The following is a 22,021-nucleotide window of genomic DNA, read 5'->3' as shown; positions in this document are numbered from 1 at the left end:
CAACGCGTTTATTCGATCTTCTTGCCTTCCAGCAGCCGCTGCACCAGCGGCGCCATGATCAGCTCCATCGCCAGCCCCATCTTGCCGCCCGGCACCACTAACGTATTGATGTGCGAGATAAACGAGCCCTGCAGCATCGCCAGCAAATAGGGGAAGTCAATCTGATCCAGCCCGCGGAAGTGGATCACCACGAAGCTTTCATCCAGTGAGGGAATGGCTTTGGCGGCGAACGGGTTGGAAGTATCCACCGTCGGTACGCGCTGGAAGTTGATGTGGGTGCGCGAGAACTGCGGCGTGATGTAGTTGATGTAGTCTTCCATCGAACGCACCACCGAATCCATCACCGCCTCGCGGGAGTGGCCGCGTTCGCCGGTATCGCGGATCAGCTTCTGTATCCACTCCAGGTTGACGATCGGCACCACGCCGACCAGCAGATCGACGTGGTTGGCCACGTCATGGTGCTCGGTGACCACACCGCCGTGCAGCCCCTCGTAGAACAGCACGTCGGTCGGCGCCGGCAGCGGCTCCCACGGGGTGAAGGTGCCCGGCACCTGATTGTAGGGCACCGCTTCGTCGTAGGTGTGCAGGTACTTGCGCGAACGGCCGGTGCCATTTTTGCCGTACTCGATAAAGCTCTGCTGCAGCAGGCCGAAGTCGTTGGCCTCGGGGCCGAAATAGCTGATGTGTCTGCCCAGATCGCGCGCCTTGCGGATCGCCGCGTCCATTTCCGGCCGGGTGTAGCGGTGGAAGCTGTCGCCCTCCAGCTCGGCGGCGCGAATGTTGAGCTGTTGGAAGATTTTGCGGAACGCCACGCTGGTGGTGGTGGTGCCGGCGCCGCTGGAACCGGTCACCGCGATAACGGGATGTTTGGCAGACATGGTAGTTGTCACTCCGTGTTGAATGCGCCGGCGTCAGGGGATTATTGTGGCTCTTGTTGACGCTCTCTATGTCAGGAAAAAATGGCGCGCGCTGGTTTGCAATGTCCCATTGTTACCTGATTTTTTCCGTCAGTCATAGAACCGGGCGCCACTAAATTTCTTCCTGCCCGGCGCGGATCTGACCGCGCGGCATGATGTTGACGCTCTCATGCAGTTCCGACCACACCAGCACCACCTCGCCGTTTTTCAGCTGGCGGCGCACGTCCTCCACCTTCTGCTCCAGCGATCGTTCGTGCTCGCCGTAATCGGTGCCTTCACGCAGCACAAAGGATTCGATCAGGCTGTTCAGGGTGTCGGTTGCCAGTTCTTGCCAGGGAATGATCACGTCGGGATGTCCAGATAAGGGGAAAGCCAGGCCGGAATGCGATGCTCCAGCCACATGTGCGGTTTTTTCAGCGTGCCGCCGACAAAGCCGACGTGGCCGCCGAACTCGGTCAGCTGATATTCGATATTGCGCGGCAGGCCGGCGACGTCGGGGATCACCTCATGGGTCATGAAGGGATCGTCCTTCGCATGGATGATCAGCAGCGGCGTTTGGATCGCCGGCAACAGCGGCAGGGCGCTGCAGCGGCGATAATAATCGGTGGCGTCGCTGAAGCCGTGAATGCGCGAGGTGATGGCGTCGTCGAATTCGCGGATGCGCCGCAACCCGTTCAGCTGCGACAGCTTGAGCGGCAGGGTGTCCGGGTAGTGCAACAGTTTGCGGGTGGCGTTTTGTTTCAGCTGCCCCAACAGGTAGCGCTGATAGACGCGGGAGAAGCCTTGCTCCATGCGGTAGGCGCAGGGCTCCAGCATCAGCGGCGCCGAGACCACCACCGCCGCCTGCAGCAGGCTGTCGGCGCCTTGCTGCGCCAGATAACAGGCCAGCATGTTGCCGCCGAGTGAAACGCCTACCGCCGCGGTTGGCACCTCGCCGTAGCTGTCGCGCAGCCAGCGCAGGAAGAAGCGCGCGTCTTCGGTTTCGCCGGAGTGGTAGATGCGCTGTTTGCGGTTGGGCACGCCGCTGCAGCCGCGAAAGTGCATCACCACCCCGAGCCAGCCACGTTCGCGCCAGGCGTTGAGCAGGCCATGCGCGTAGGGGCTGTAGAAGCTGCCCTCCAGACCGTGGAACAGCACCGCGCGCGGTTTATCGCGCGCCTGCGCCGGATCCTCGCTCCAGGCGAGATCGACGAAATCGCCGTCGGGCAATTCCAGCCGTTGCCAATGCGGTTTCAATAACACGCGGCGGCGCACCAGCCGCGGCAACAGCGTTTGCAGGTGCGGGTTACTGGCCCCGGTCAGGGGGCGAAAGACGTCATGCATAGGCGGAGTAAAAATGTTGTTGGCGACTATTGTGAGATCCCAGGCGCACTGTTAGCTTCAATACCAATAACTGACAATGATACTGCAAAAAAGCGCCTTGGGTGAGGAGCACCCGTGCCATGGAACCGAGTTTATTCCTTTCGATGCTGGGCTTCCTGTGGGTCGCCGCCATCACGCCTGGCCCCAATAACCTGCTGCTGACCACCTCCGGCGCTCATTTCGGCTTTATGCGTTCGCTGTGGCTGATGATCGGCATCATGCTCGGCATGCAAAGCATTTTGCTGCTGGTGGCCTTCGGCGTCGGCAGCCTGATCCTGGTTTACCCGTCGCTGCACCTGATCCTGAAAATCCTCGGCAGTTTGTACCTGCTGTGGCTGGCGTGGAAAGTCGCCACCGCCGCCTATGAAAAGCTGGAAACCGACGTGGCGCCGCCGCAGCCGGTGCGGCTGTATCAGGGCTGGCTGTTGCAGTTCCTCAACCCGAAAGCCTGGCTGATGGCGCTGGGCGCGGTGGCGAGCTTCAGTCTGGCGGGCGATAAGTACAACGGTTCCATTGCGGCGATCGCGCTGGGCATTTTGGCGGTCAACATCGTCGCCGGCGTTATCTGGCTGGCGTTCGGCACGGTGATCGGCCGCCTGCTGCGCAGCAAAAAGGCCTGGATTATCTTCAACGTTTCCATGGGGCTGCTGACTGCAGCCTGTGTATTACTGATTTGGCATTAAGGAGCGGAACGATGGCGGAAAACTATTATCACGTGGTCGCCTTTACCGGTGAGGGGCTGCGCGGCAACCCGGCCGGGGTCTGCCTGCTGACGCAGCCACTGCCGACGGAGCGGCTGCAGGCGATCGCCAACGAGATCGGCCTGCCGGAGACCAGCTTTGTCTGGGATGACGGCGACATGACCGCCATTCGCTGGTTTACCCCGGAGCGTGAGGTCGATCTTTGCGGCCATGGCACGCTGGCGGCGGCGCATGTGATGTTCAGCGCGGTTAACCCGGCGCTGAAGGATATTCGCTTCAGATCGGCCGGCGGCGAGCTGTTCGTCAAGCGCGATGAGCGGGATGGGGAGCGGCTGGTGCTTGATTTCCCCGCCAGGCCGCCGCAGAAAGTCGCCGAACCGGCGGGCCTCGCGGCGCTGCTGGGCGTGCAGCCGCAGGAAGTGTGGCAGGCGAAAGCGCTGCTGGCGGTGGTGGAAAATGAGGCGCAGGTGCGCGCGCTGCGCCCGGACATCCCGGCGCTGATCGCATTGGCCGGCCGCGCGGTGATCGTCACCGCGCCGGGTGACACCGTGGACTTCGTTTCGCGCTATTTCACGCTCGACGGCGGCGAGGATCCGGTGACCGGTTCCGCGCATTGTACGTTGATGCCTTACTGGACGGCGCGTCTCGGCCGCCATCGGCTGCACGCCCGGCAGATTTCGGCGCGCGGCGGCGAGCTGTTCTGCGAACTGCAAGGGGACCGCACGCTGCTCGGCGGCTACGCTCACGTGTTCTTGCGCGGGACGATCGTGCTGTGATTCGCTTTAATATTACCTAAGGTAATAAAGAAGACTTTTTTATTCTTTTATCGCCCGTCATCGCTCAGATAAAACTGTCAGCAACTGAACAGATTTTTATCAACGGAGCGGAACATGGCGGGCAAACTCTTTTCTTTACGCAACGCGGCGCTGCTGGCGCTGTCGCTCAGCGCTGCCAGCGCCTATGCGGTGGACGTCACCGTGGCGTACCAGACGTCGGCGGAGCCGGCCAAGGTGGCGCAGGCGGAAAACAGCTTCGCCAAACAGTCCGGTGCGACCGTCGACTGGCGTAAGTTCGACAGCGGCTCCAGCGTGTTGCGCGCGCTGGCCTCCGGCGACGTGCAGATCGGCAATATCGGCTCCAGCCCGCTGGCGGTGGCCGCCAGCCAAAAACTCCCCATCGAAGTGTTCCTCATCGCCTCGCAGCTCGGCAGTTCCGAAGCGCTGGTGGTGAAGAATGACATCAAAAGCCCGCAGGATCTGATCGGCAAGCGCATCGCGGTGCCGTTTATTTCTACGACTCATTACAGCCTGCTGGCCTCGCTCAAACATTGGGGCATCAAGCCTGAACAGGTGAAGATCCTCAATCTGCAGCCGCCGGCCATCGCCGCCGCCTGGCAGCGCGGCGACATCGACGGCGCCTACGTCTGGGCGCCGGTGGTCAACGAACTGGCCAAACAAGGCAAGGTGTTGACCGACTCCGCGCAGGTGGGCGAATGGGGTTCGCCAACCCTGGACGTGTGGGTGGTGCGCAAAGACTTTGCCGAGAAACATCCCGACGTGGTGACCGCCTTTGCCGCCAGCGCCCTGCAGGCGCAGAAGGCCTACCTGGCGGCGCCGGAACAGTGGCTGAAAGATCCGAGCCATCTCAGCACCTTGGCGCGCTTGAGCGGCGTGCCGGAAGCGCAGGTGCCGGAGCTGGTGAAGGGGAACCGTTATCTGCCGGTGGCGGATCAGGTCGCCCAACTCGGCCAGCCGGTGGACAAGGCAATCCGCGATACCGCCGAGTTCCTCAAGCAGCAGGGCAAGATCCCGCAGGTCGACAGCGATTACAGCGCTTATGTGACCGACCGTTTTGTGAAACAGGTGCAGGCTGCGCCGCAGTCGTAAGGAAGCAGGATGCTAAACGTCAGCCATCTTTCAGCAGAATATCAGGGGCGGCCCGCGCTGCGTGACGTGTCGTTCCAGATCGCCGCCGGGCAACTGGTGGTGGTGCTCGGCCCGTCGGGCTGCGGCAAAACCACGCTGCTGAATTTAATCGCCGGGTTTATCGAGCCTTCAGCTGGCAGCATCACGCTGGATGGAACGTCCGTTCATGGCCCAAGCGCCGAACGGGGCGTGGTGTTCCAGCATGAGGGTTTACTGCCGTGGCGTAACGTGGTGGACAACGTCGAGTTCGGCCTGCAGCTGGCCGGCGTCGGCAAGGCGCAGCGCCGCCAGGTGGCGGAGCAGATGTTGCAGCGCGTCGGTCTGGCCGGTTACGAGCGGCATTTCATCTGGCAGCTTTCCGGCGGCATGCGCCAACGCGTCGGCATCGCCCGCGCCCTGGCCGCCGATCCGCGTCTGCTGTTGCTGGATGAACCGTTCGGCGCGCTGGACGCGTTCACTCGCGAGCAGATGCAAGAGCTGCTGCTGACCATCTGGCGCGATACCGGCAAGCAGGTGCTGCTGATCACTCACGATATTGAAGAGGCGGTGTTCCTCGCCAGCGAGCTGTTGCTGCTGTCGCCGGGGCCGGGGCAGGTGGTGGAGCGGCTGTCGCTGAACTTCGGCCAACGCTATGCCGACGGCGAAGCCTGCCGCTCGATTAAGTCCGATCCTGAATTTATCGCGCAGCGCGAATACGTGCTGGGCAAAGTTTTCCAACAGCGCGAGGCCTTGTTATGAGCCTGCATTCCACGTTAAAGGCCGCGGCGCAGCCGCAGGGCAAAGCGACGCGCCGTTTCAGCGTGCCGCGCAACGTTTGGCTGAGCGGCGCCACGCTGTTGACGGTGTTGATCGTCTGGTGGGGCGTGACGGCGCTGCAGCTGATCAGCCCGCTGTTCCTGCCGGCGCCGCAGCAGGTATTGCATCAGCTGATCACCATCGCCAGCCCGCAAGGCTTTATGGACGCCACGCTGTGGCAGCATCTGGCGGCCAGCCTGGGGCGCATTTTGGTGGCGCTGCTGGCGGCGGTGATCGTCGGCATTCCGGTGGGCATCGCCATGGGGCTGAACGACACGGTGCGCGGCATCCTCGATCCGCTGATTGAGATCTATCGTCCGGTGCCGCCGTTGGCGTATTTGCCGCTGATGGTGATTTGGTTCGGCATCGGCGAAACCTCGAAGATCTTGCTGATTTATCTGGCGATTTTCGCGCCGGTGACGCTGTCCGCCGTGGCCGGCGTGCGCAGCGTGGCGCAGGTACGGGTGCGCGCGGCCCGCGCGTTGGGTGCGACGCGTTGGCAGGTGCTGCGTTTCGTGGTGCTGCCGAGCGCGCTGCCGGAGATCCTGACCGGCATTCGCATCGGGCTGGGCGTCGGTTGGTCGACGCTGGTAGCCGCCGAACTGATCGCCGCCACGCGCGGCCTGGGATTTATGGTGCAATCCGCCGGTGAGTTTCTGGCGACCGACGTGGTGCTGGCCGGCATCGGCGTGATTGCGGTGATTGCATTTGGGTTGGAGCTGGGGCTGCGCGCCCTGCAGCGCCGATTGACCCCGTGGCATGGAGTACAGCAATGAACGAACGTCTGAATATCACCCCGCTGGGGCCTTACATCGGGGCGCTGGTGGAAAACGTCGAGTTGGCCCGGCCGCTGGGCGACGGCCAGTTTGAACAGCTTTATCATGCGCTGCTCAAGCATCAGGTGCTGTTCTTCCGCAATCAGCCGATCACGCCGCTGCAGCAGCGCGATCTGGCCGGCCGCTTCGGCGATCTGCACATCCATCCGGTCTATCCGCACGCCACCGACGTGGAAGAGATCATCGTGCTCGATACCCACGACGACAACCCGCCGGATAACGACAACTGGCACACCGACGTGACCTTTATCGAGAACCCGCCGCTGGGGGCGATCCTGGCGGCCAAGACGCTGCCTGCCACCGGCGGCGATACGCTGTGGGCCAGCGGCATCGCCGCCTATGAGGCGCTGTCGGCGCCGTTCAGAACGCTGCTCGCGGGGCTGCGCGCGGAACATGACTTCACCAAGTCGTTCCCGGAGCACAAGCATCGCGGCAGTGAAGAAGAGCATCAGCGCTGGCAACTGGCGGTGCAGAAAAACCCGCCGCTGTTGCATCCGGTGGTGCGTACCCATCCGGTCAGCGGCCGGCAGGCGCTGTTCGTCAATGAAGGGTTCACCACGCGGATCGTCGATCTGGCGCCGAAGGAGAGCGACGCTTTACTGAATTTCCTGTTTGCTCACATCACCAAACCGGAGTTTCAGGTGCGCTGGCGTTGGCAGGAGAATGACGTGGCGATCTGGGATAACCGCGTGACGCAGCACTACGCCAACGCGGATTATCTGCCGCAGCGGCGCATCATGCACCGCGCGACCATTCTGGGGGACAAGCCCTTTTACAAGGCGTAACAACGGTTAGGCGTCGAACGCCTGCGTTAACTGCTCCAGCTGTTCCTGCGCATCCAGCCAGGTCATTTCCGTCTCTTCCAGCGCGGATTTGACCTGGCTTTGCTTTTGCAGGCAGTCGGTCAGTTCGGCCTTGCGGCTGATGTCGTACAGTGCGGAATCCGCCAACTGCTCTTCCACCGCCGCCAGTTCGGCGCCCAGTTTTTCCATCTGCTGTTCCAGCTTGGCGATCTGCTTGCGCAGCGGTTGGGTTTGCGTACGGAACTCCGCCTCGCGGCGTTTTTGATCCTTGCGCGCCTGCGCGCTGTTGGCGCCGCTCTCTTTTTCCGGCGCGTCCTGCTGGCTTTCCTGGCGCTGCAGATCGATCAGCCACTGCTGATAATCGTCGAGATCGCCTTCGAAAGGCTCGACCTGGCCATCGTGCACCAGGTACAGATCGTCGGTGGTGGAGCGCAGCAGGTGACGGTCGTGCGAGACCACCACCAATGCGCCTTCGAAATCGATCAGCGCCTCGGTCAGCGCCTGGCGCATGTCGAGATCCAGGTGGTTGGTCGGTTCATCGAGCAGCAGCAGGTTCGGGCGCTGCCAGACGATCAGCGCCAGCACCAGCCGCGCCTTCTCGCCGCCGGAGAAGCGTTCGGTGATTTCACTGACCTTGTCGCCCTGGAAGCCGAAACCGCCCAAATAATCGCGCAGCTGTTGCTCCAGTACCCGTGGCGCGATGCGGCTCAGGTGCTGCAGCGGCGATTCGTCGGCGCGCAGGAATTCCAACTGGTGCTGGGCGAAGTAACCCAGCTTGATGCCTTTCGCCAGGCCGATCTCGCCGCTCAGCGGCTCCAGGGTGCCGGCCAGCAGTTTGATCAGCGTCGATTTACCGGCGCCGTTGCGGCCGAGCAGGCCAATGCGTGAGCCGGGCACCAGGTTCAGTTTGATGGACTTCAGGATCACCTTGTCGCCGTACCCGGCGCTGACTTTTTCCATGCGCAGCAGCGGGTTCGGCAGGCTTTCCGGCGGCCGGAAGCTGAAGGTGAACGGGTTGTCGACGTGCGCCGGGGCGATCAGCTCCATGCGTTCCAGCATCTTGATGCGGCTCTGCGCCTGCTTGGCCTTGGTCGCCTGCGCGCGGAAACGGTCGATATAGCTTTGCAGGTGCGCCACTTTTTCTTGCTGGTGCTGATACAGCGACTGCTGCTGCGCCAGTTTGGTGGCGCGTTGGCGTTCGAACGACGAGTAGTTGCCGGTGTACTCGTTCATCGTCTGCTGTTCGATATGCAGGATCTTGTCGACGATCGGATCGAGGAAGTCGCGGTCGTGCGAGATAAGCACCAGCGTGCCGGGATAGCTTTTCAGCCAGCGCTCCAGCCAGATCACCGCATCGAGATCCAGGTGGTTGGTCGGTTCGTCGAGCAACAGCAGATCGGAACGGCACACCAACGCCTGCGCCAGGTTAAGACGCATGCGCCAGCCGCCGGAAAAGTCGCGCACCGGGCTTTGCAGTTGTTCGTTGGAGAAGCCGAGACCGTGCAGCAGGCTGGCGGCGCGGGAACGAATGGTCCAGGCGTCGATGGCGTCCAGCTTGCCGTGCAGGGTGGCGATGGCGTGGCCGTCGTTGCGGTCGTTGGCGGCCTGCAGTTCGGCTTCGAGCTGGCGAAACTCGCGGTCGCCGTCGATAACATACTCGATCGCCGGCACGTCCAGCGCCGGCGTCTCCTGGTTGACCCAGGCCAGCGCCCAGTTGCCGGGGAAGGTGAAGCTGCCGCCGTCCGCCGCGATCTCGCCCTTCAGCAGCGACAACAGCGTGGATTTGCCGCAGCCGTTTTTGCCGACCAGGCCGACCTTCTGACCTGGATTAACCGTCGCCGTGGCGTTGTCCAGCAGGACGCGGATGCCGCGTCGGATTTGTAGCGAGGAGAATACAATCATAAAGCGCCGTATGTTCAGAGTATGTTAAATTATCATTAAGGTAACAGAACGCGCACCGCGCGCTGTTTTTGTCTTTGCGATGCATGGTAACGGAAAACCGCTACCCTGACGACGCTTTGGAGGGGAATGATGTCGCAGCCGCCCAAGGTCTTGCTGCTGTATGCCCATCCGGAATCCCATGACTCGGTGGCGAACCGGGTTTTGCTTCGACCGGCGCAGCAATTGGAACATGTCACCGTGCACGATCTCTACGCGCACTACCCTGATTTTTTTATCGATATTCATCACGAACAACAGCTGCTGCGTGAGCATCAGGTCATCGTGTTTCAGCACCCGCTGTATACCTACAGCTGCCCGGCGCTGCTGAAGGAATGGCTGGATCGCGTGCTGGCGCGCGGCTTCGCCAGCGGCGTGGGCGGCAATGCGCTGGCGGGTAAATACTGGCGTTCGGTGATCACCACCGGCGAGCCGGAAGGCGCCTACCGCACCGGCGGTTATAACCATTATCCGATGGAAGATATCCTGCGGCCGTTCGAGTTGACCGCCGGGATGTGCCATATGCACTGGTTGACGCCGTTCGTGGTCTATTGGGCGCGGCGGCAAAAGCCGGAGGTGCTGCGCAGCCACGCAGACGCCTACGGGGAGTGGCTGAGCCACCCGCTGCCGCACGGGGGGCGGTGATCATGGAAGGATCGACCTTACTGACCGCCATTTTACTGTTCCTGTTTGCCGCGGTGGTGACGGTGCCGATCGCCCGTCGCCTGGGGATCGGCGCGGTGCTGGGTTATCTGATCGCCGGCATCGCCATCGGCCCGTGGGGATTGGGTTTTATTCGCGACGTTGACGAGATCCTGCACTTCTCCGAGCTGGGCGTGGTGTTCCTGATGTTCATCATCGGCCTGGAGCTGAACCCCAGCAAGCTGTGGGAGCTGCGGCGCTCGATTTTCGGCGCCGGCGCCGGCCAGGTGCTGATCACCGCGGCGGTGCTGGGCGCATTGCTGTGCCTGACGCACTTCGCCTGGCAGGCGGCGGTGATCGGCGGCGTTGGCCTGGCGATGTCTTCCACCGCCATGGCGCTGCAGCTGATGCGCGAAAAGGGCATGAACCGCAACGAAGGCGGGCAGCTGGGTTTCTCGGTGCTGCTGTTCCAGGATATGGCGGTGATCCCGGCGCTGGCGTTGATCCCCATTCTGGCCGGCGCCGGCGGCACCAGCGACGACTGGGCGAAGATCGCGCTCAAGGTGGCGGCGTTCGGCGGCATGCTGATCGGCGGCCGCTTCCTGCTGCGGCCGCTGTTCCGCTATATCGCCGCTTCCGGCGTGCGCGAGATCTTTACCGCCGCGGCGCTGTTGCTGGTGCTCGGCTCGGCGCTGTTTATGGAGACGCTCGGCCTGTCGATGGCGCTCGGCACCTTCATCGCCGGCGTGCTGCTGGCGGAGAGCGAATACCGCCACGAACTGGAGATCTCCATCGAGCCGTTTAAAGGGCTGCTGCTGGGGCTGTTCTTTATCTCGGTGGGCATGGTGTTGAATATCGGCGTGCTCTACACCCATCTGGCCGAGGTGTTGATCGGCGTGTTGGCGTTGGTGGCGGTGAAATCCGGCGTGCTCTACGGCGTATCGCGCCTGTTCGGCCTGCGCAGTTCGGTACGCCTGCAGTTCGCCGGCGTGCTCAGCCAGGGCGGTGAGTTCGCCTTCGTGCTGTTTTCGGCGGCGGGCGCCCAAAAGGTGCTGCAGCCGGATCAACTCTCTTTGCTGCTGGTGGTGGTGACGCTGTCGATGATGACCACGCCGCTGTTGATGCAGGCCATCGATCGCATTTTGGCGCGCCGCTATAACGCCAAAGACGAAGACGAGGAGACGCCGTACGTGGAAGATGACGATCCGCAGGTGATCATCGTCGGCTTCGGGCGTTTTGGCCAGGTGATCGGCCGCCTGCTGATGGCCAACAAAATGCGCATTACCGTACTGGAACGCGACGTCAGCGCCGTCGGCGTGCTGCGTCGCTACGGTTACAAGGTCTATTACGGCGACGCCACCGAGCTGGAGCTGCTGCGCGCGGCAGGCGCAGAGAAGGCCAAGTCGATCGTGATCACCAGCAATGAGCCGGAAGACACCATGGCGATCGTGCGGCTGTGCCAGCAGCACTTCCCTAACCTGAGCATCCTGGCGCGCGCGCGCGGCCGCGTGGAGGCACATGAGCTGCTGCAGGCGGGCGTAAAACAGTTCAGCCGCGAGACCTTCTCCAGCGCGCTGGAACTGGGGCGCAAGGCGCTGATGGAATTGGGCATGCACCCGCATCAGGCCTTTCGCGCCCAGCAGCATTTCCGTCGTCTGGATATGCGCATGCTGCGTGAGCTGATGCCGCCGCATCAGGGCGACGTGGCGCAAATTTCTCGCGTGAAAGAGGCGCGGCGCGAGCTGGAAGAGCTCTTCCATCGCGAAATGCAAAAAGAAAGTCGCCAGTTTGACGGCTGGGATGAATACGAATAAGCGGGAGCATAACGATGTCTGCAACACGTAAGAGATTTATCGCCGGAGCGGTGTGCCCGAGCTGTAGCGCCATGGATACGCTGGCGGTATGGCGGGAGGATCAGGTGGAAGTGGTGGAGTGCGTCAAGTGCGGCCATCACCAGCGCCAGACCGAACAACAGGTGGAAAAACACGTTCGACCGCAAGAGCAGGTGATCGGCATTTTTCAGCCGAAGTAGCGTTTTTTTATCCCGGAGGGTACAGCGAGGCAGATTTCCGTTACAATCTGTCCGGAAAAGGCGCGTATCCCGATAACGGTGCGCGTCCTAGTAGCCAACGGTAGGAGATATCATGAAAGTAGCAAAAGACTTGGTGGTCAGCCTGGCTTACCAAGTACGTACAGAAGACGGTGTTTTGGTTGATGAGTCTCCGGTGAGCGCACCGCTGGACTATCTGCACGGGCATGGTTCTCTGATCGCAGGTCTGGAAAAAGCGCTCGAAGGCCACGACGTTGGCGATCGTTTTGACGTTCACGTCGGCGCGAACGACGCGTACGGCAACTACGACGAAAACCTGGTGCAGCGCGTACCGAAAGACGTCTTCATGGGCGTTGACGAACTGCAGGTCGGCATGCGTTTCCTGGCTGACACCGATCAGGGCCCGGTACCGGTTGAAATCACCGAAGTTGACGGCGACCACGTTGTGGTTGACGGCAACCACATGCTGGCCGGCCAAAACCTGAACTTCAACGTGGAAGTTGTCGCGATCCGCGAAGCGACCGCAGAAGAACTGGCGCACGGTCACGTACACGGCGAGCACGATCATCACCACGAGCACGGTGAAGGCTGCTGCGGCGGTCACGGCCACAGCCACGATCACGACCATGGTCACGACCACGGTAAAGGCGGTTGCGGCAACGGCGGTTGCGGCTGCCACTAAGCAGAACGCAATCCCGAGACGAGAGGGCAGCCATTGGCTGCCCTTTTTTATGCGCGGCGCCCCTCAATAGTGCGGCGGAGGGGTTTCTTCCGATTGCGAGGCGATCATCGAGGTTTGGGTCGAGCGCAGTTTGTCGGTCAACATGCGCAGGTGCTCGCGCATCTTCAGCATTTCCATCTGATGCTGGGTGACGGTCTGGTTAAGCTCTTCGATAGTGAGCTCTTGAAAAGCCTGACGGCTTTCCAGTTCTTCAAGCCGCTGTAGCAGGCTTTGAATGTCGGCGTTGTGCATGAGGCTACCTCTGACGCGATAAAATCCTGATTCGGCGCTATGGTAACAGCTGGCGTCGGGTTTGCCCGCGCTATTTCTTTGGGCGGCGCGCAACGTTGCGATCGGCAGTGTAAAGTGCTGAAAAGCTGCACGCCTGATTCGCCGTTTTTTGCTAACCTCGCCGAATATTCTGCAAGAAAAATCTGATTTATCATGTGAGTAGCACGCAGCGGGAAACTTCTTGGCAAAGCGGGAGTCACACTTTGACTCGATTGGTTACCTGTGCGACTGTTTTGTTTTGTTTCAGGCAGCTATAGTAGCCCGGTTATCTTACCTAATGATTGTTTGGGGCATTGCTTCAGACACTGGAGAAATGGATGAAATCTTTGTTTAAAGTCACGCTTCTGGCAACCACCATGGCTTTTGCTCTGAATGCGACCCAGGTCATGGCAGCCGATGCCGCTAAACCGGCGGCAGACGCGGCAGCAGCGCCAAGCACCGGCAAGTTCAAAAACGACGACGAGCAAGCGGCTTACGCACTGGGCGCCTCTCTTGGCCGTTACATGGACAACTCTCTGAAAGAGCAAGAGAAGCTGGGCATCAAGCTGGACAAAGATCAGCTGATCGCCGGCGTTCAGGACGCTTTCGCTAACAAGAGCAAGCTGAACGACGCCGACATCGAAAAGACCCTGCAGGGCTTTGAAGCGCGCGTGAAGGCTTCCGCTCAGGCGAAGATGGAGCAGGACGCCAAGGACAACGAAACCAAAGGCGCCAAGTATCGCGACAGCTTCGCTAAAGAAAAAGGCGTGAAGAAAACCGAATCCGGCCTGCTGTATCAGGTAGAGAAACCGGGTGCGGGTGAAGCGCCGAAAGACAGCGACACCGTGGTAGTGAACTACAAAGGCACCCTGACCGACGGTACCGAGTTCGATAACTCCTACACCCGCGGTGAGCCGCTGTCATTCCGTCTGGATGGTGTGATCCCTGGCTGGACCGAAGGCCTGAAGCACATCAAGAAAGGCGGCAAAATCAAGCTGGTGATCCCACCGGCGCTGGCCTACGGTAAAACCGGCGTTCCGGGCATCCCGGCTAACTCCACGCTGGTCTTCGACGTCGAGCTGCTGGATGTGAAAGCGGCGCCGAAAGCTGACGCTAAAGCCGAAAAACCGGCCGACGCCAAAGCCGACGCCAAAGCGAAATAATCTCGTCGCTCTGTTTGCCACCGCCGCGGATGCCCTCCGCGGCGGTTTTCATTTCGGCAGCCGCTACCGCTCTCTCCATTGAACGCTTGACGCCTGCCGGGCATCGGGCTTAACGTCAATACCACGCGCAAACGCAAGGACTTTGCTCCGGCCGCTTTGCTAGACTAATAATTCTGACTTATCAGTCATGCGTCTGCCCCTTAGGGCGTGTACCTAAAATTGTTCCCGGCCGCCTCGCCCGCGGATGTCATCGCGCCGTTTTATGCCGCTCTCAGCCAGCCGCGCTGCAGCGCGCCGACGACGGCAGCGATCCGGCCCGAGCGGTTTTAGCTGCGCCCCCTGGCACAGGCGATCTATGAGGGTGGTATCTTCGATGTCGAATTCGCTTTTATCCAGCGAAGCCAGCGAACTTGATTTGCTGAATGAACGTCCGTTTACTCAAACGGATCATGAAATCCTGAAATCCTATGAAGCGGTGGTCGACGGGCTGGCGATGTTGATCGGCGGCCACTGCGAAATCGTATTGCACGCGCTGGAAGACCTGAACAGCTCGGCGGTGCGCATCGCCAACGGGGAACACACGGGGCGCAAAATCGGCTCGCCGATTACCGACCTGGCGCTGCGCATGCTGCACGACATGGCCGGCGACGACAGCAGCGTGTCGAAAGCCTACTTTACCCGCGCCAAGAGCGGCGTATTGATGAAATCGGTGACTATCGCCATTCGCAATCGCGAGCAGCGAGTGATTGGTTTGTTGTGCATCAACATGAACCTCGACGTGCCGTTCTCGCAGATCATGCAAACCTTTATGCCGCCGACAGCGCAGGACGTGCCGTCGTCGGTGAACTTCGCCTCTTCCGTCGACGATCTGGTGGCGCAGACGCTGGAGTTCACCATCGAAGAGGTGAACGCCGACCGCTCGGTGTCCAATAACGCCAAGAATCGACAGGTGGTGCTCAATCTCTATGAGAAAGGCATCTTCGACATCAAGGATGCGATCAACCAGGTGGCGGATCGTCTGAATATCTCCAAACACACCGTCTATCTGTACATTCGCCAGTTTAAAAGCGGCGATCTGGTGGGAAGCGACCGCTGATGCTCGACTATTGTCTGTTGGTTACCGGCCCGGCTTATGGCACGCAGCAGGCCAGCAGCGCCTATCAATTCGCTCAGGCTTTGCTGGCGAAAGGGCACCGTCTTTCCAGCGTCTTTTTCTACCGTGAAGGGGTGTTGAACGCCAACCGGTTAACCGCGCCCGCCAGCGACGAATTCGATCTGGTGCGCGGCTGGACGCAGCTCGCGCAGCAACACGGCGTAGCGCTCAACGTCTGCGTGGCCGCCGCGCTGCGTCGGGGCGTCACCGACGAACAGGAAGCGCAGCAGCAGGGGCTGGCCGGCGCCAACCTGCAGCCCGGTTTTACCCTGAGCGGGCTGGGTTCCCTGGCCGAAGCGTCGCTGAGTTGCGACCGTCTGGTGCAGTTCTGAGGAAATGATGAAACGAGTCGCTTTTGTTTTCACCCACGGGCCGCATGGCGGCGCCGGCGGCAGGGAAGGGCTGGATGCGCTGCTCGCCACGTCGGCGCTCAGTGAGGATTTGGGGGTGTTTTTTATCGGTGATGGCGTGTTGCAGCTGTTGCCGGGCCAGCAACCGGAAAAGATTTTGGCGCGCAATTATATCGCCACTTTCGGCGTACTGCCGCTGTATGACGTGGAGCGGTGTTATCTGTGCCAGGCTTCGCTGCAGGAACGCGGGCTGAGTCAGGTGACCGATTGGGTGCTGGATGCCGAGGTGCTGGCGCCGGACGAACTGCGCCGTGAATTGGCCGGCTACGACGCCGTAATGACGTTTTAGGAACTTCTGATGTTGTATACCCTGAGCAATTCGCCAAACCAATGTGACCTGCCCGCGCTGTTGCGCCTGACCGCGGAGGGCGACGCGCTGCTGCTGCTGCAGGATGGCGTGCTCGCAGGCCTTGTTGGTAGCGCCCATCTTGAATCGCTGCTCGCCGCCCCCATATCCCTTTATGCGCTGCAGGACGACCTGGAAGCCAGGGGGTTGATTGGTCATTTTTCGCACAAAATCACTGTCGTCGGCTATAATCACTTCGTTGAATTAACCGAACAACACCGCAGCCAAATGGCCTGGTGATGACGGTGATGTTGTATATTTCTTGACACCCATACTGGTCAGCCCTAAAATTCTGCGTCCTCGTACTTTGCCAGTAGTGCATACGAGGGGATTTATCACATGTTTACGAAGCTAGTACGAAGCAAAAACCAGGAGCTTTTTTAATGGCAACAATTAACCAGCTGGTTCGCAAACCACGCTCTGTGAAGGCTGCTAAAAGCAACGTTCCAGCGCTGGAAGCCTGCCCGCAGAAACGTGGCGTATGCACCCGCGTATATACCACTACCCCGAAAAAACCAAACTCCGCACTGCGTAAAGTTTGCCGTGTGCGTTTGACCAACGGTTTCGAAGTGACTTCCTACATCGGTGGCGAAGGCCACAACCTGCAGGAACACTCCGTAATCCTGATCCGTGGCGGTCGTGTAAAAGACCTGCCAGGTGTGCGTTACCACACCGTCCGTGGTGCACTTGACTGCTCCGGTGTTAAAGACCGTAAGCAAGCTCGTTCCAAGTACGGCGTGAAGAAGCCAAAGGCTTAATGGTTCTCCGTTAAGTAAGGCCAAACGTTTTAACTTTAATGTCAAAATAAACTCGTAGAGTTTTGGACAATCCTGAATTAACAACGGAGTATTTCCATGCCACGTCGTCGCGTAATCGGCCAACGTAAAATCCTGCCAGATCCTAAGTTCGGATCTGAGCTGCTGGCCAAATTTGTAAATATCCTGATGGTAGACGGTAAAAAATCTACTGCAGAAGCAATCGTCTATACCGCGCTGGAGACCCTGGCTCAGCGTTCTGGTAAAGATCACCTGGAAGCTTTCGAAGTCGCTCTCGACAACGTTCGCCCGACTGTAGAAGTTAAGTCGCGTCGCGTTGGCGGTTCTACTTATCAGGTACCAGTTGAAGTCCGCCCGGTTCGTCGTAATGCTCTGGCAATGCGTTGGATCGTTGATGCTGCACGTAAACGCGGTGATAAATCCATGGCTCTGCGCCTGGCGAACGAGCTGTCTGACGCAGCAGAGAACAAAGGTTCTGCTGTTAAGAAGCGTGAAGACGTTCACCGTATGGCCGAAGCCAACAAGGCGTTCGCCCACTACCGCTGGTAATCACCCGGCTGTAGTCATGCTAACCAAGCGGGCGCGTCAAATCGGCCCGCTTGGGTTAACTGAACTTGAACGCCCTAGGAATAGAGGAATCAAATGGCTCGTACAACACCCATTGCACGCTACCGTAACATCGGTATCAGTGCTCACATCGACGCCGGTAAAACCACCACTACCGAACGTATTCTGTTCTACACCGGTGTAAATCACAAAATCGGTGAAGTTCATGACGGCGCTGCCACCATGGACTGGATGGAACAGGAGCAGGAGCGTGGTATTACCATCACTTCTGCAGCGACTACTGCCTTCTGGTCTGGTATGGCCAAGCAGTTCGAACCGCATCGCGTAAACATCATCGACACCCCAGGGCACGTTGACTTCACCATCGAAGTAGAACGTTCCATGCGTGTGCTGGATGGCGCGGTAATGGTTTACTGTGCTGTTGGTGGTGTTCAGCCACAGTCTGAAACCGTATGGCGTCAGGCTAACAAATACAAAGTGCCACGTATCGCGTTCGTTAACAAAATGGACCGTATGGGCGCTAACTTCCTGAAAGTTGTTGGCCAGATCAAAACTCGTCTGGGCGCTAACCCTGTTCCTCTGCAGCTGGCTATCGGCGCAGAAGACAAATTCACCGGCGTTATCGACCTGGTGAAGATGAAGGCGATCAACTGGAACGAAGAAGACGCAGGCGTTACCTTCGAATACGAAGACGTCCCGGCTGACATGATGGAACTGGCTGAAGAATGGCGCCAGAACCTGATCGAATCCGCTGCGGAAGCTTCCGAAGAGCTGATGGAAAAATACCTGGGCGGCGAAGAGCTGACCGAGGCAGAAATCAAGTCCGCTCTGCGTCAGCGCGTGCTGAACAACGAAATCATCCTGGTTACCTGTGGTTCTGCGTTCAAGAACAAGGGCGTACAGGCGATGCTGGATGCGGTAATCGAATACCTGCCGGCGCCAACTGACGTTCCTGCGATCAACGGTATCCTGGACGACGGTAAAGACACCCCGGCTGAGCGTCACGCAAGTGATGACGAGCCGTTCTCTGCTCTGGCGTTCAAAATCGCTACCGACCCGTTCGTAGGTAACCTGACCTTCTTCCGCGTGTACTCCGGCGTTGTTAACTCCGGCGACACCGTGCTGAACTCCGTTAAGGCTGCGCGCGAGCGTTTCGGCCGTATCGTTCAGATGCACGCCAACAAGCGTGAAGAGATCAAAGAAGTTCGCGCAGGCGACATCGCCGCTGCGATCGGTCTGAAAGACGTGACCACCGGGGACACCCTGTGTGATCCAGACTCTCCAATCATCCTGGAGCGTATGGAATTCCCTGAGCCGGTAATCTCTATCGCCGTTGAACCAAAAACCAAAGCTGACCAAGAGAAAATGGGTCTGGCTCTGGGCCGTCTGGCTAAAGAAGACCCGTCATTCCGCGTATGGACTGACGAAGAGTCTAACCAGACCATCATCGCTGGTATGGGTGAACTGCACCTCGACATCATCGTTGACCGCATGAAGCGTGAATTCAACGTTGAAGCTAACGTGGGCAAACCTCAGGTAGCTTACCGCGAAGCGATTCGCGCGAAGATTACCGATGTTGAAGGTAAGCACGCCAAGCAGTCTGGTGGTCGCGGTCAGTACGGTCACGTTGTGATCGACATGTACCCACTGGAGCCGGGCTCTAACCCGAAAGGTTACGAGTTCATCAACGACATCAAAGGCGGCGTAATTCCTGGCGAATACATCCCTGCCGTTGATAAAGGCATCCAGGAGCAGTTGAAGTCTGGTCCGTTGGCTGGTTACCCGGTAGTAGATATGGGTATTCGTCTGCACTTCGGTTCTTACCACGACGTTGACTCCTCTGAACTGGCGTTTAAACTGGCCGCATCTATCGCCTTTAAAGAAGGCTTTAAGAAAGCGAAACCAGTTCTGCTTGAGCCTATCATGAAGGTTGAAGTTGAGACTCCAGAAGAGAACACCGGTGACGTTATCGGTGACTTGAGCCGTCGTCGCGGCATGCTGCGCGGTCAGGAATCTGAAGTGACTGGCGTTAAGATCCACGCTGAAGTACCGTTGTCCGAAATGTTCGGCTACGCAACTCAGCTGCGTTCTCTGACTAAAGGTCGCGCATCATACACCATGGAATTCCTGAAGTATGATGATGCACCGAACAACGTCGCTCAGGCCGTAATCGAAGCCCGTGGCAAATAAGCCGCAGGGTTAAAACCAAAGTCCCGTGCTCTCTCCAGAAGGGGAGAGCGCTATAGTAAGGAATATAGCCGTGTCTAAAGAAAAATTTGAACGTACAAAACCGCACGTTAACGTTGGTACTATCGGCCACGTTGACCACGGTAAAACTACCCTGACTGCAGCGATCACCACCGTTCTGGCTAAAACCTACGGCGGTTCTGCACGTGCTTTCGACCAGATCGATAACGCGCCAGAAGAAAAAGCTCGTGGTATCACCATCAACACCTCTCACGTTGAGTATGACACCCCGACTCGCCACTACGCGCACGTTGACTGCCCAGGGCACGCCGACTACGTGAAAAACATGATCACCGGTGCTGCTCAGATGGACGGCGCGATCCTGGTAGTTGCTGCGACTGACGGCCCAATGCCTCAGACCCGTGAGCACATCCTGCTGGGTCGTCAGGTTGGCGTTCCTTTCATCATCGTATTCATGAACAAATGCGACATGGTTGATGATGAAGAGCTGCTGGAACTGGTAGAAATGGAAGTTCGCGAACTGCTGTCCGCGTACGACTTCCCAGGCGACGACCTGCCAGTGATCCGCGGTTCCGCGCTGAAAGCGCTGGAAGGCGAAGCTGAGTGGGAAGCGAAAATCATCGAACTGGCCGAAGCGCTGGACAGCTACATCCCAGAGCCAGAGCGTGCTATCGACAAGCCGTTCCTGCTGCCAATCGAAGACGTATTCTCCATCTCCGGTCGTGGTACCGTTGTTACCGGTCGTGTTGAGCGCGGTATCATCAAAGTTGGCGAAGAAGTTGAAATCGTTGGTATCAAAGACACCGTTAAGTCTACCTGTACTGGCGTTGAAATGTTCCGCAAACTGCTGGACGAAGGCCGTGCTGGTGAGAACGTAGGTGTTCTGCTGCGTGGTATCAAACGTGAAGAAATCGAACGTGGTCAGGTACTGGCTAAACCAGGCTCTATCAAGCCGCACACCCAGTTCGAATCTGAAGTGTACATCCTGAGCAAAGATGAAGGTGGTCGTCACACGCCATTCTTCAAAGGCTACCGTCCACAGTTCTACTTCCGTACTACTGACGTGACCGGTACCATCGAACTGCCAGAAGGCGTAGAGATGGTAATGCCAGGCGACAACGTGAACATGGTTGTAACCCTGATTCACCCAATCGCGATGGACGACGGTCTGCGTTTCGCAATCCGTGAAGGCGGCCGTACTGTAGGCGCTGGTGTTGTTGCTAAAGTTATCGCTTAATCGCGAATAATTTTTCGACACAAAAAAGGGCACTTCGGTGCCCTTTTTTTATGCAATTTGTACAAATCTTAATTGAAATAAAAACCATTCCTATTTAGACTCAATGCATTGGTTAAGAAGTGAGTCTCTCTATGTATGTATGTCTGTGTAATGCGGTGACTGACAAAGCGATCCGTAATGCGGTGCGTCAGCACAATCCCCATACCATGAAGCAACTGCGTGAACTTGTGCCGATTGGTACCGATTGTGGAAAGTGCATTCGTCAGGCAAGACAGATTATGGTGGAGGAACGCGGAACTATCATCCCAATGCATGAAGTTGCCTAACAAAGGGTAAGGTTATTTTTGACTCTTGGCTTACAGGTTCTACACTTTTAGAACTGGCCAGGAGGAGTTACCTATGAAAGGCGATAAAAAGATCATTGCTCACCTCAATAAACTGCTCGGCAACGAGCTGGTTGCCATCAATCAATATTTCCTGCACGCCCGAATGTTCAAGAATTGGGGCTTAATGCGCCTCAACGACAAGGAATATCACGAGTCGATCGACGAAATGAAACATGCCGATCGCTACATCGAGCGTATCCTGTTCCTGGAAGGGATACCGAATCTGCAAGATCTCGGCAAGCTGAATATCGGCGAAGACATTGAAGAGATGCTGCGTTCCGATCTGGCGCTGGAGCTGGCGGGCGCTAAGAACCTGCGCGAAGGCATCGCCTATGCCGATTCGATCCACGATTACGTTAGCCGCGATTTGATGATTGATATCCTGGCCGATGAAGAAGAGCATATCGACTGGCTGGAAACGGAGCTGGATCTGATTGCCCGTCTCGGTATTCAGAACTATGCCCAGGCCCAGATTTTAGAGCGCAAAGAGTAAACCTTCCGTCCATTCGTCATCGTCTCTCCTGCCGGCGGCCGTTTTCTCGGCGGGGCAGGGGAGAGTGTTCCCGCCAAGCCTAATTCATTACCTGTTTACCGTGTTAACACGGCAACTGCCACTGAACGCGCAAAAATGACGATTTCCTGAGCATATTTCCAACTGCGGCTTGCTTCCTGGGCCATTTTGCGTATAATGCGCGGGCTTACCTAATCTTGGTAAGCCTGATTTTAGCGAATCAGTCGATTGGCAGGCCTTTTTTGCCTTTCGAACAATACTCCCGATATGGGGGTTATATGTTGACGATTACACTCCCCCATCA

Annotated in this window: 26 protein-coding genes; 21 read left to right on the top strand and 5 right to left on the bottom strand. The window is 58.7% G+C overall.

Going from position 1 to position 22,021, the window contains the following annotated elements; translation table 11 throughout:
* Nucleotides 1-8: 8 nt before the first annotated feature.
* The 3 genes from ACP3TA_RS04095 to ACP3TA_RS04085 form a co-directional block, all read right to left on the bottom strand.
* Entirely contained in the window at nt 9-878 is an 870-nt protein-coding gene (locus ACP3TA_RS04095) for a phosphoribulokinase (protein WP_042785488.1), read from the bottom strand.
* Between the two features lie 151 nt (nt 879-1,029).
* Complete coding sequence (locus ACP3TA_RS04090) at nt 1,030-1,263, bottom strand: YheU family protein (protein WP_069101032.1); 234 nt, start codon at nt 1,261-1,263, stop codon at nt 1,030-1,032.
* Complete coding sequence (locus ACP3TA_RS04085; protein WP_033645258.1) at nt 1,260-2,240, bottom strand: hydrolase; 981 nt, start codon at nt 2,238-2,240, stop codon at nt 1,260-1,262. The genes ACP3TA_RS04090 and ACP3TA_RS04085 overlap by 4 nt, the downstream gene beginning before the upstream one ends.
* Nucleotides 2,241-2,359: 119 nt before the next feature.
* On the opposite strand from ACP3TA_RS04085, the gene ACP3TA_RS04080 reads away from it, so the two are divergent.
* The 6 genes from ACP3TA_RS04080 (at nt 2,360) to tauD (ending at nt 7,321) form a co-directional block, all read left to right on the top strand.
* Complete coding sequence (locus ACP3TA_RS04080) at nt 2,360-2,962, top strand: LysE family translocator (RefSeq protein ID WP_033645257.1); 603 nt, start codon at nt 2,360-2,362, stop codon at nt 2,960-2,962.
* Between the two features lie 11 nt (nt 2,963-2,973).
* The gene (locus ACP3TA_RS04075; RefSeq protein ID WP_033645256.1) at nt 2,974-3,756 is read left to right on the top strand and encodes a PhzF family phenazine biosynthesis protein; all 783 of its coding nucleotides are present in this window, start codon (nt 2,974-2,976) and stop codon (nt 3,754-3,756) included.
* Between the two features lie 114 nt (nt 3,757-3,870).
* Nucleotides 3,871-4,866: a taurine ABC transporter substrate-binding protein gene (gene tauA, locus ACP3TA_RS04070; RefSeq protein ID WP_004930383.1), complete on the top strand. Its 996-nt coding sequence runs from the start codon at nt 3,871-3,873 to the stop codon at nt 4,864-4,866.
* Between the two features lie 9 nt (nt 4,867-4,875).
* Nucleotides 4,876-5,643, top strand: a complete 768-nt coding sequence (tauB, locus tag ACP3TA_RS04065) for a taurine ABC transporter ATP-binding subunit (protein WP_033645255.1) — start codon at nt 4,876-4,878, stop codon at nt 5,641-5,643.
* Complete coding sequence (tauC, locus tag ACP3TA_RS04060) at nt 5,640-6,476, top strand: taurine ABC transporter permease TauC (RefSeq protein ID WP_033645254.1); 837 nt, start codon at nt 5,640-5,642, stop codon at nt 6,474-6,476. Before tauB ends, tauC begins: the two co-directional genes overlap by 4 nt.
* A complete protein-coding gene (gene tauD / locus ACP3TA_RS04055; RefSeq protein WP_033645253.1) occupies nt 6,473-7,321 on the top strand; it encodes a taurine dioxygenase in 849 nt (282 codons plus the stop codon). Before tauC ends, tauD begins: the two co-directional genes overlap by 4 nt.
* Before the next feature lie 6 nt (nt 7,322-7,327).
* Here tauD and ACP3TA_RS04050 read toward each other — a convergent pair whose 3' ends face one another.
* A complete protein-coding gene (locus ACP3TA_RS04050) occupies nt 7,328-9,241 on the bottom strand; it encodes an ABC transporter ATP-binding protein (protein ID WP_089195252.1) in 1,914 nt (637 codons plus the stop codon).
* Between the two features lie 129 nt (nt 9,242-9,370).
* Here ACP3TA_RS04050 and kefG point away from each other — a divergent pair, with 129 nt between their 5' ends.
* From kefG to slyD, 4 genes are all read left to right on the top strand, one after another.
* Nucleotides 9,371-9,922, top strand: a complete 552-nt coding sequence (gene kefG / locus ACP3TA_RS04045) for a glutathione-regulated potassium-efflux system ancillary protein KefG (protein ID WP_028127618.1) — start codon at nt 9,371-9,373, stop codon at nt 9,920-9,922.
* A 2-nt stretch (nt 9,923-9,924) separates the two neighbouring features.
* A complete protein-coding gene (gene kefB / locus ACP3TA_RS04040; RefSeq protein ID WP_142003182.1) occupies nt 9,925-11,733 on the top strand; it encodes a glutathione-regulated potassium-efflux system protein KefB in 1,809 nt (602 codons plus the stop codon).
* Nucleotides 11,734-11,747: 14 nt separating this feature from the next.
* On the top strand, nt 11,748-11,951 hold the full coding sequence (locus ACP3TA_RS04035; RefSeq protein ID WP_015379274.1) for a YheV family putative zinc ribbon protein: 204 nt from the start codon (nt 11,748-11,750) through the stop codon (nt 11,949-11,951).
* Nucleotides 11,952-12,063: 112 nt separating this feature from the next.
* A complete protein-coding gene (gene slyD / locus ACP3TA_RS04030) occupies nt 12,064-12,651 on the top strand; it encodes a peptidylprolyl isomerase (RefSeq protein WP_004930407.1) in 588 nt (195 codons plus the stop codon).
* A 63-nt stretch (nt 12,652-12,714) separates the two neighbouring features.
* On the opposite strand, the gene ACP3TA_RS04025 is transcribed toward slyD, so the two are convergent.
* Nucleotides 12,715-12,942, bottom strand: a complete 228-nt coding sequence (locus ACP3TA_RS04025) for a SlyX family protein (protein WP_033645250.1) — start codon at nt 12,940-12,942, stop codon at nt 12,715-12,717.
* 356 nt (nt 12,943-13,298) lie between these two features.
* On the opposite strand from ACP3TA_RS04025, the gene fkpA reads away from it, so the two are divergent.
* The 11 genes from fkpA to bfr all read left to right on the top strand — a co-directional run bounded on the left by fkpA (nt 13,299) and on the right by bfr (nt 21,699).
* Nucleotides 13,299-14,123, top strand: coding sequence for an FKBP-type peptidyl-prolyl cis-trans isomerase (gene fkpA, locus ACP3TA_RS04020; RefSeq protein ID WP_033645249.1), 825 nt, complete (start codon nt 13,299-13,301; stop codon nt 14,121-14,123).
* 373 nt (nt 14,124-14,496) lie between these two features.
* Nucleotides 14,497-15,219 (top strand): helix-turn-helix transcriptional regulator, encoded by a 723-nt coding sequence (locus ACP3TA_RS04015; protein WP_033645248.1) that lies wholly within the window; start codon nt 14,497-14,499, stop codon nt 15,217-15,219.
* Complete coding sequence (gene tusD / locus ACP3TA_RS04010; protein WP_033645247.1) at nt 15,219-15,608, top strand: sulfurtransferase complex subunit TusD; 390 nt, start codon at nt 15,219-15,221, stop codon at nt 15,606-15,608. Before ACP3TA_RS04015 ends, tusD begins: the two co-directional genes overlap by 1 nt.
* 7 nt (nt 15,609-15,615) lie before the next feature.
* Nucleotides 15,616-15,975 carry a sulfurtransferase complex subunit TusC gene (gene tusC / locus ACP3TA_RS04005; protein ID WP_033645384.1) on the top strand — a complete coding sequence of 120 codons (360 nt, stop codon included), beginning with the start codon at nt 15,616-15,618 and terminating at the stop codon, nt 15,973-15,975.
* Between the two features lie 9 nt (nt 15,976-15,984).
* Entirely contained in the window at nt 15,985-16,272 is a 288-nt protein-coding gene (tusB, locus tag ACP3TA_RS04000; RefSeq protein WP_046687912.1) for a sulfurtransferase complex subunit TusB, read from the top strand.
* Between the two features lie 143 nt (nt 16,273-16,415).
* Nucleotides 16,416-16,790: a 30S ribosomal protein S12 gene (gene rpsL, locus ACP3TA_RS03995; RefSeq protein ID WP_004930426.1), complete on the top strand. Its 375-nt coding sequence runs from the start codon at nt 16,416-16,418 to the stop codon at nt 16,788-16,790.
* 96 nt (nt 16,791-16,886) lie between these two features.
* On the top strand, nt 16,887-17,357 hold the full coding sequence (gene rpsG / locus ACP3TA_RS03990; RefSeq protein WP_004956203.1) for a 30S ribosomal protein S7: 471 nt from the start codon (nt 16,887-16,889) through the stop codon (nt 17,355-17,357).
* Between the two features lie 93 nt (nt 17,358-17,450).
* Nucleotides 17,451-19,565 carry an elongation factor G gene (gene fusA, locus ACP3TA_RS03985; protein WP_033645245.1) on the top strand — a complete coding sequence of 705 codons (2,115 nt, stop codon included), beginning with the start codon at nt 17,451-17,453 and terminating at the stop codon, nt 19,563-19,565.
* A gap of 70 nt (nt 19,566-19,635) precedes the next feature.
* Nucleotides 19,636-20,820, top strand: a complete 1,185-nt coding sequence (gene tuf, locus ACP3TA_RS03980) for an elongation factor Tu (RefSeq protein WP_015376315.1) — start codon at nt 19,636-19,638, stop codon at nt 20,818-20,820.
* A 131-nt stretch (nt 20,821-20,951) separates the two neighbouring features.
* Nucleotides 20,952-21,146: a bacterioferritin-associated ferredoxin gene (gene bfd / locus ACP3TA_RS03975; protein ID WP_015379266.1), complete on the top strand. Its 195-nt coding sequence runs from the start codon at nt 20,952-20,954 to the stop codon at nt 21,144-21,146.
* Between the two features lie 73 nt (nt 21,147-21,219).
* A complete protein-coding gene (gene bfr, locus ACP3TA_RS03970) occupies nt 21,220-21,699 on the top strand; it encodes a bacterioferritin (protein WP_004929784.1) in 480 nt (159 codons plus the stop codon).
* Nucleotides 21,700-22,021: the final 322 nt, after the last annotated feature.

The sequence above is a fragment of the Serratia sp. 2C06 genome (assembly GCF_050037615.1).
In the GTDB taxonomy this organism is placed as follows: Bacteria; Pseudomonadota; Gammaproteobacteria; order Enterobacterales; family Enterobacteriaceae; genus Serratia; species Serratia ureilytica.
This window is presented reverse-complemented; position numbering and strand designations above follow the sequence as displayed.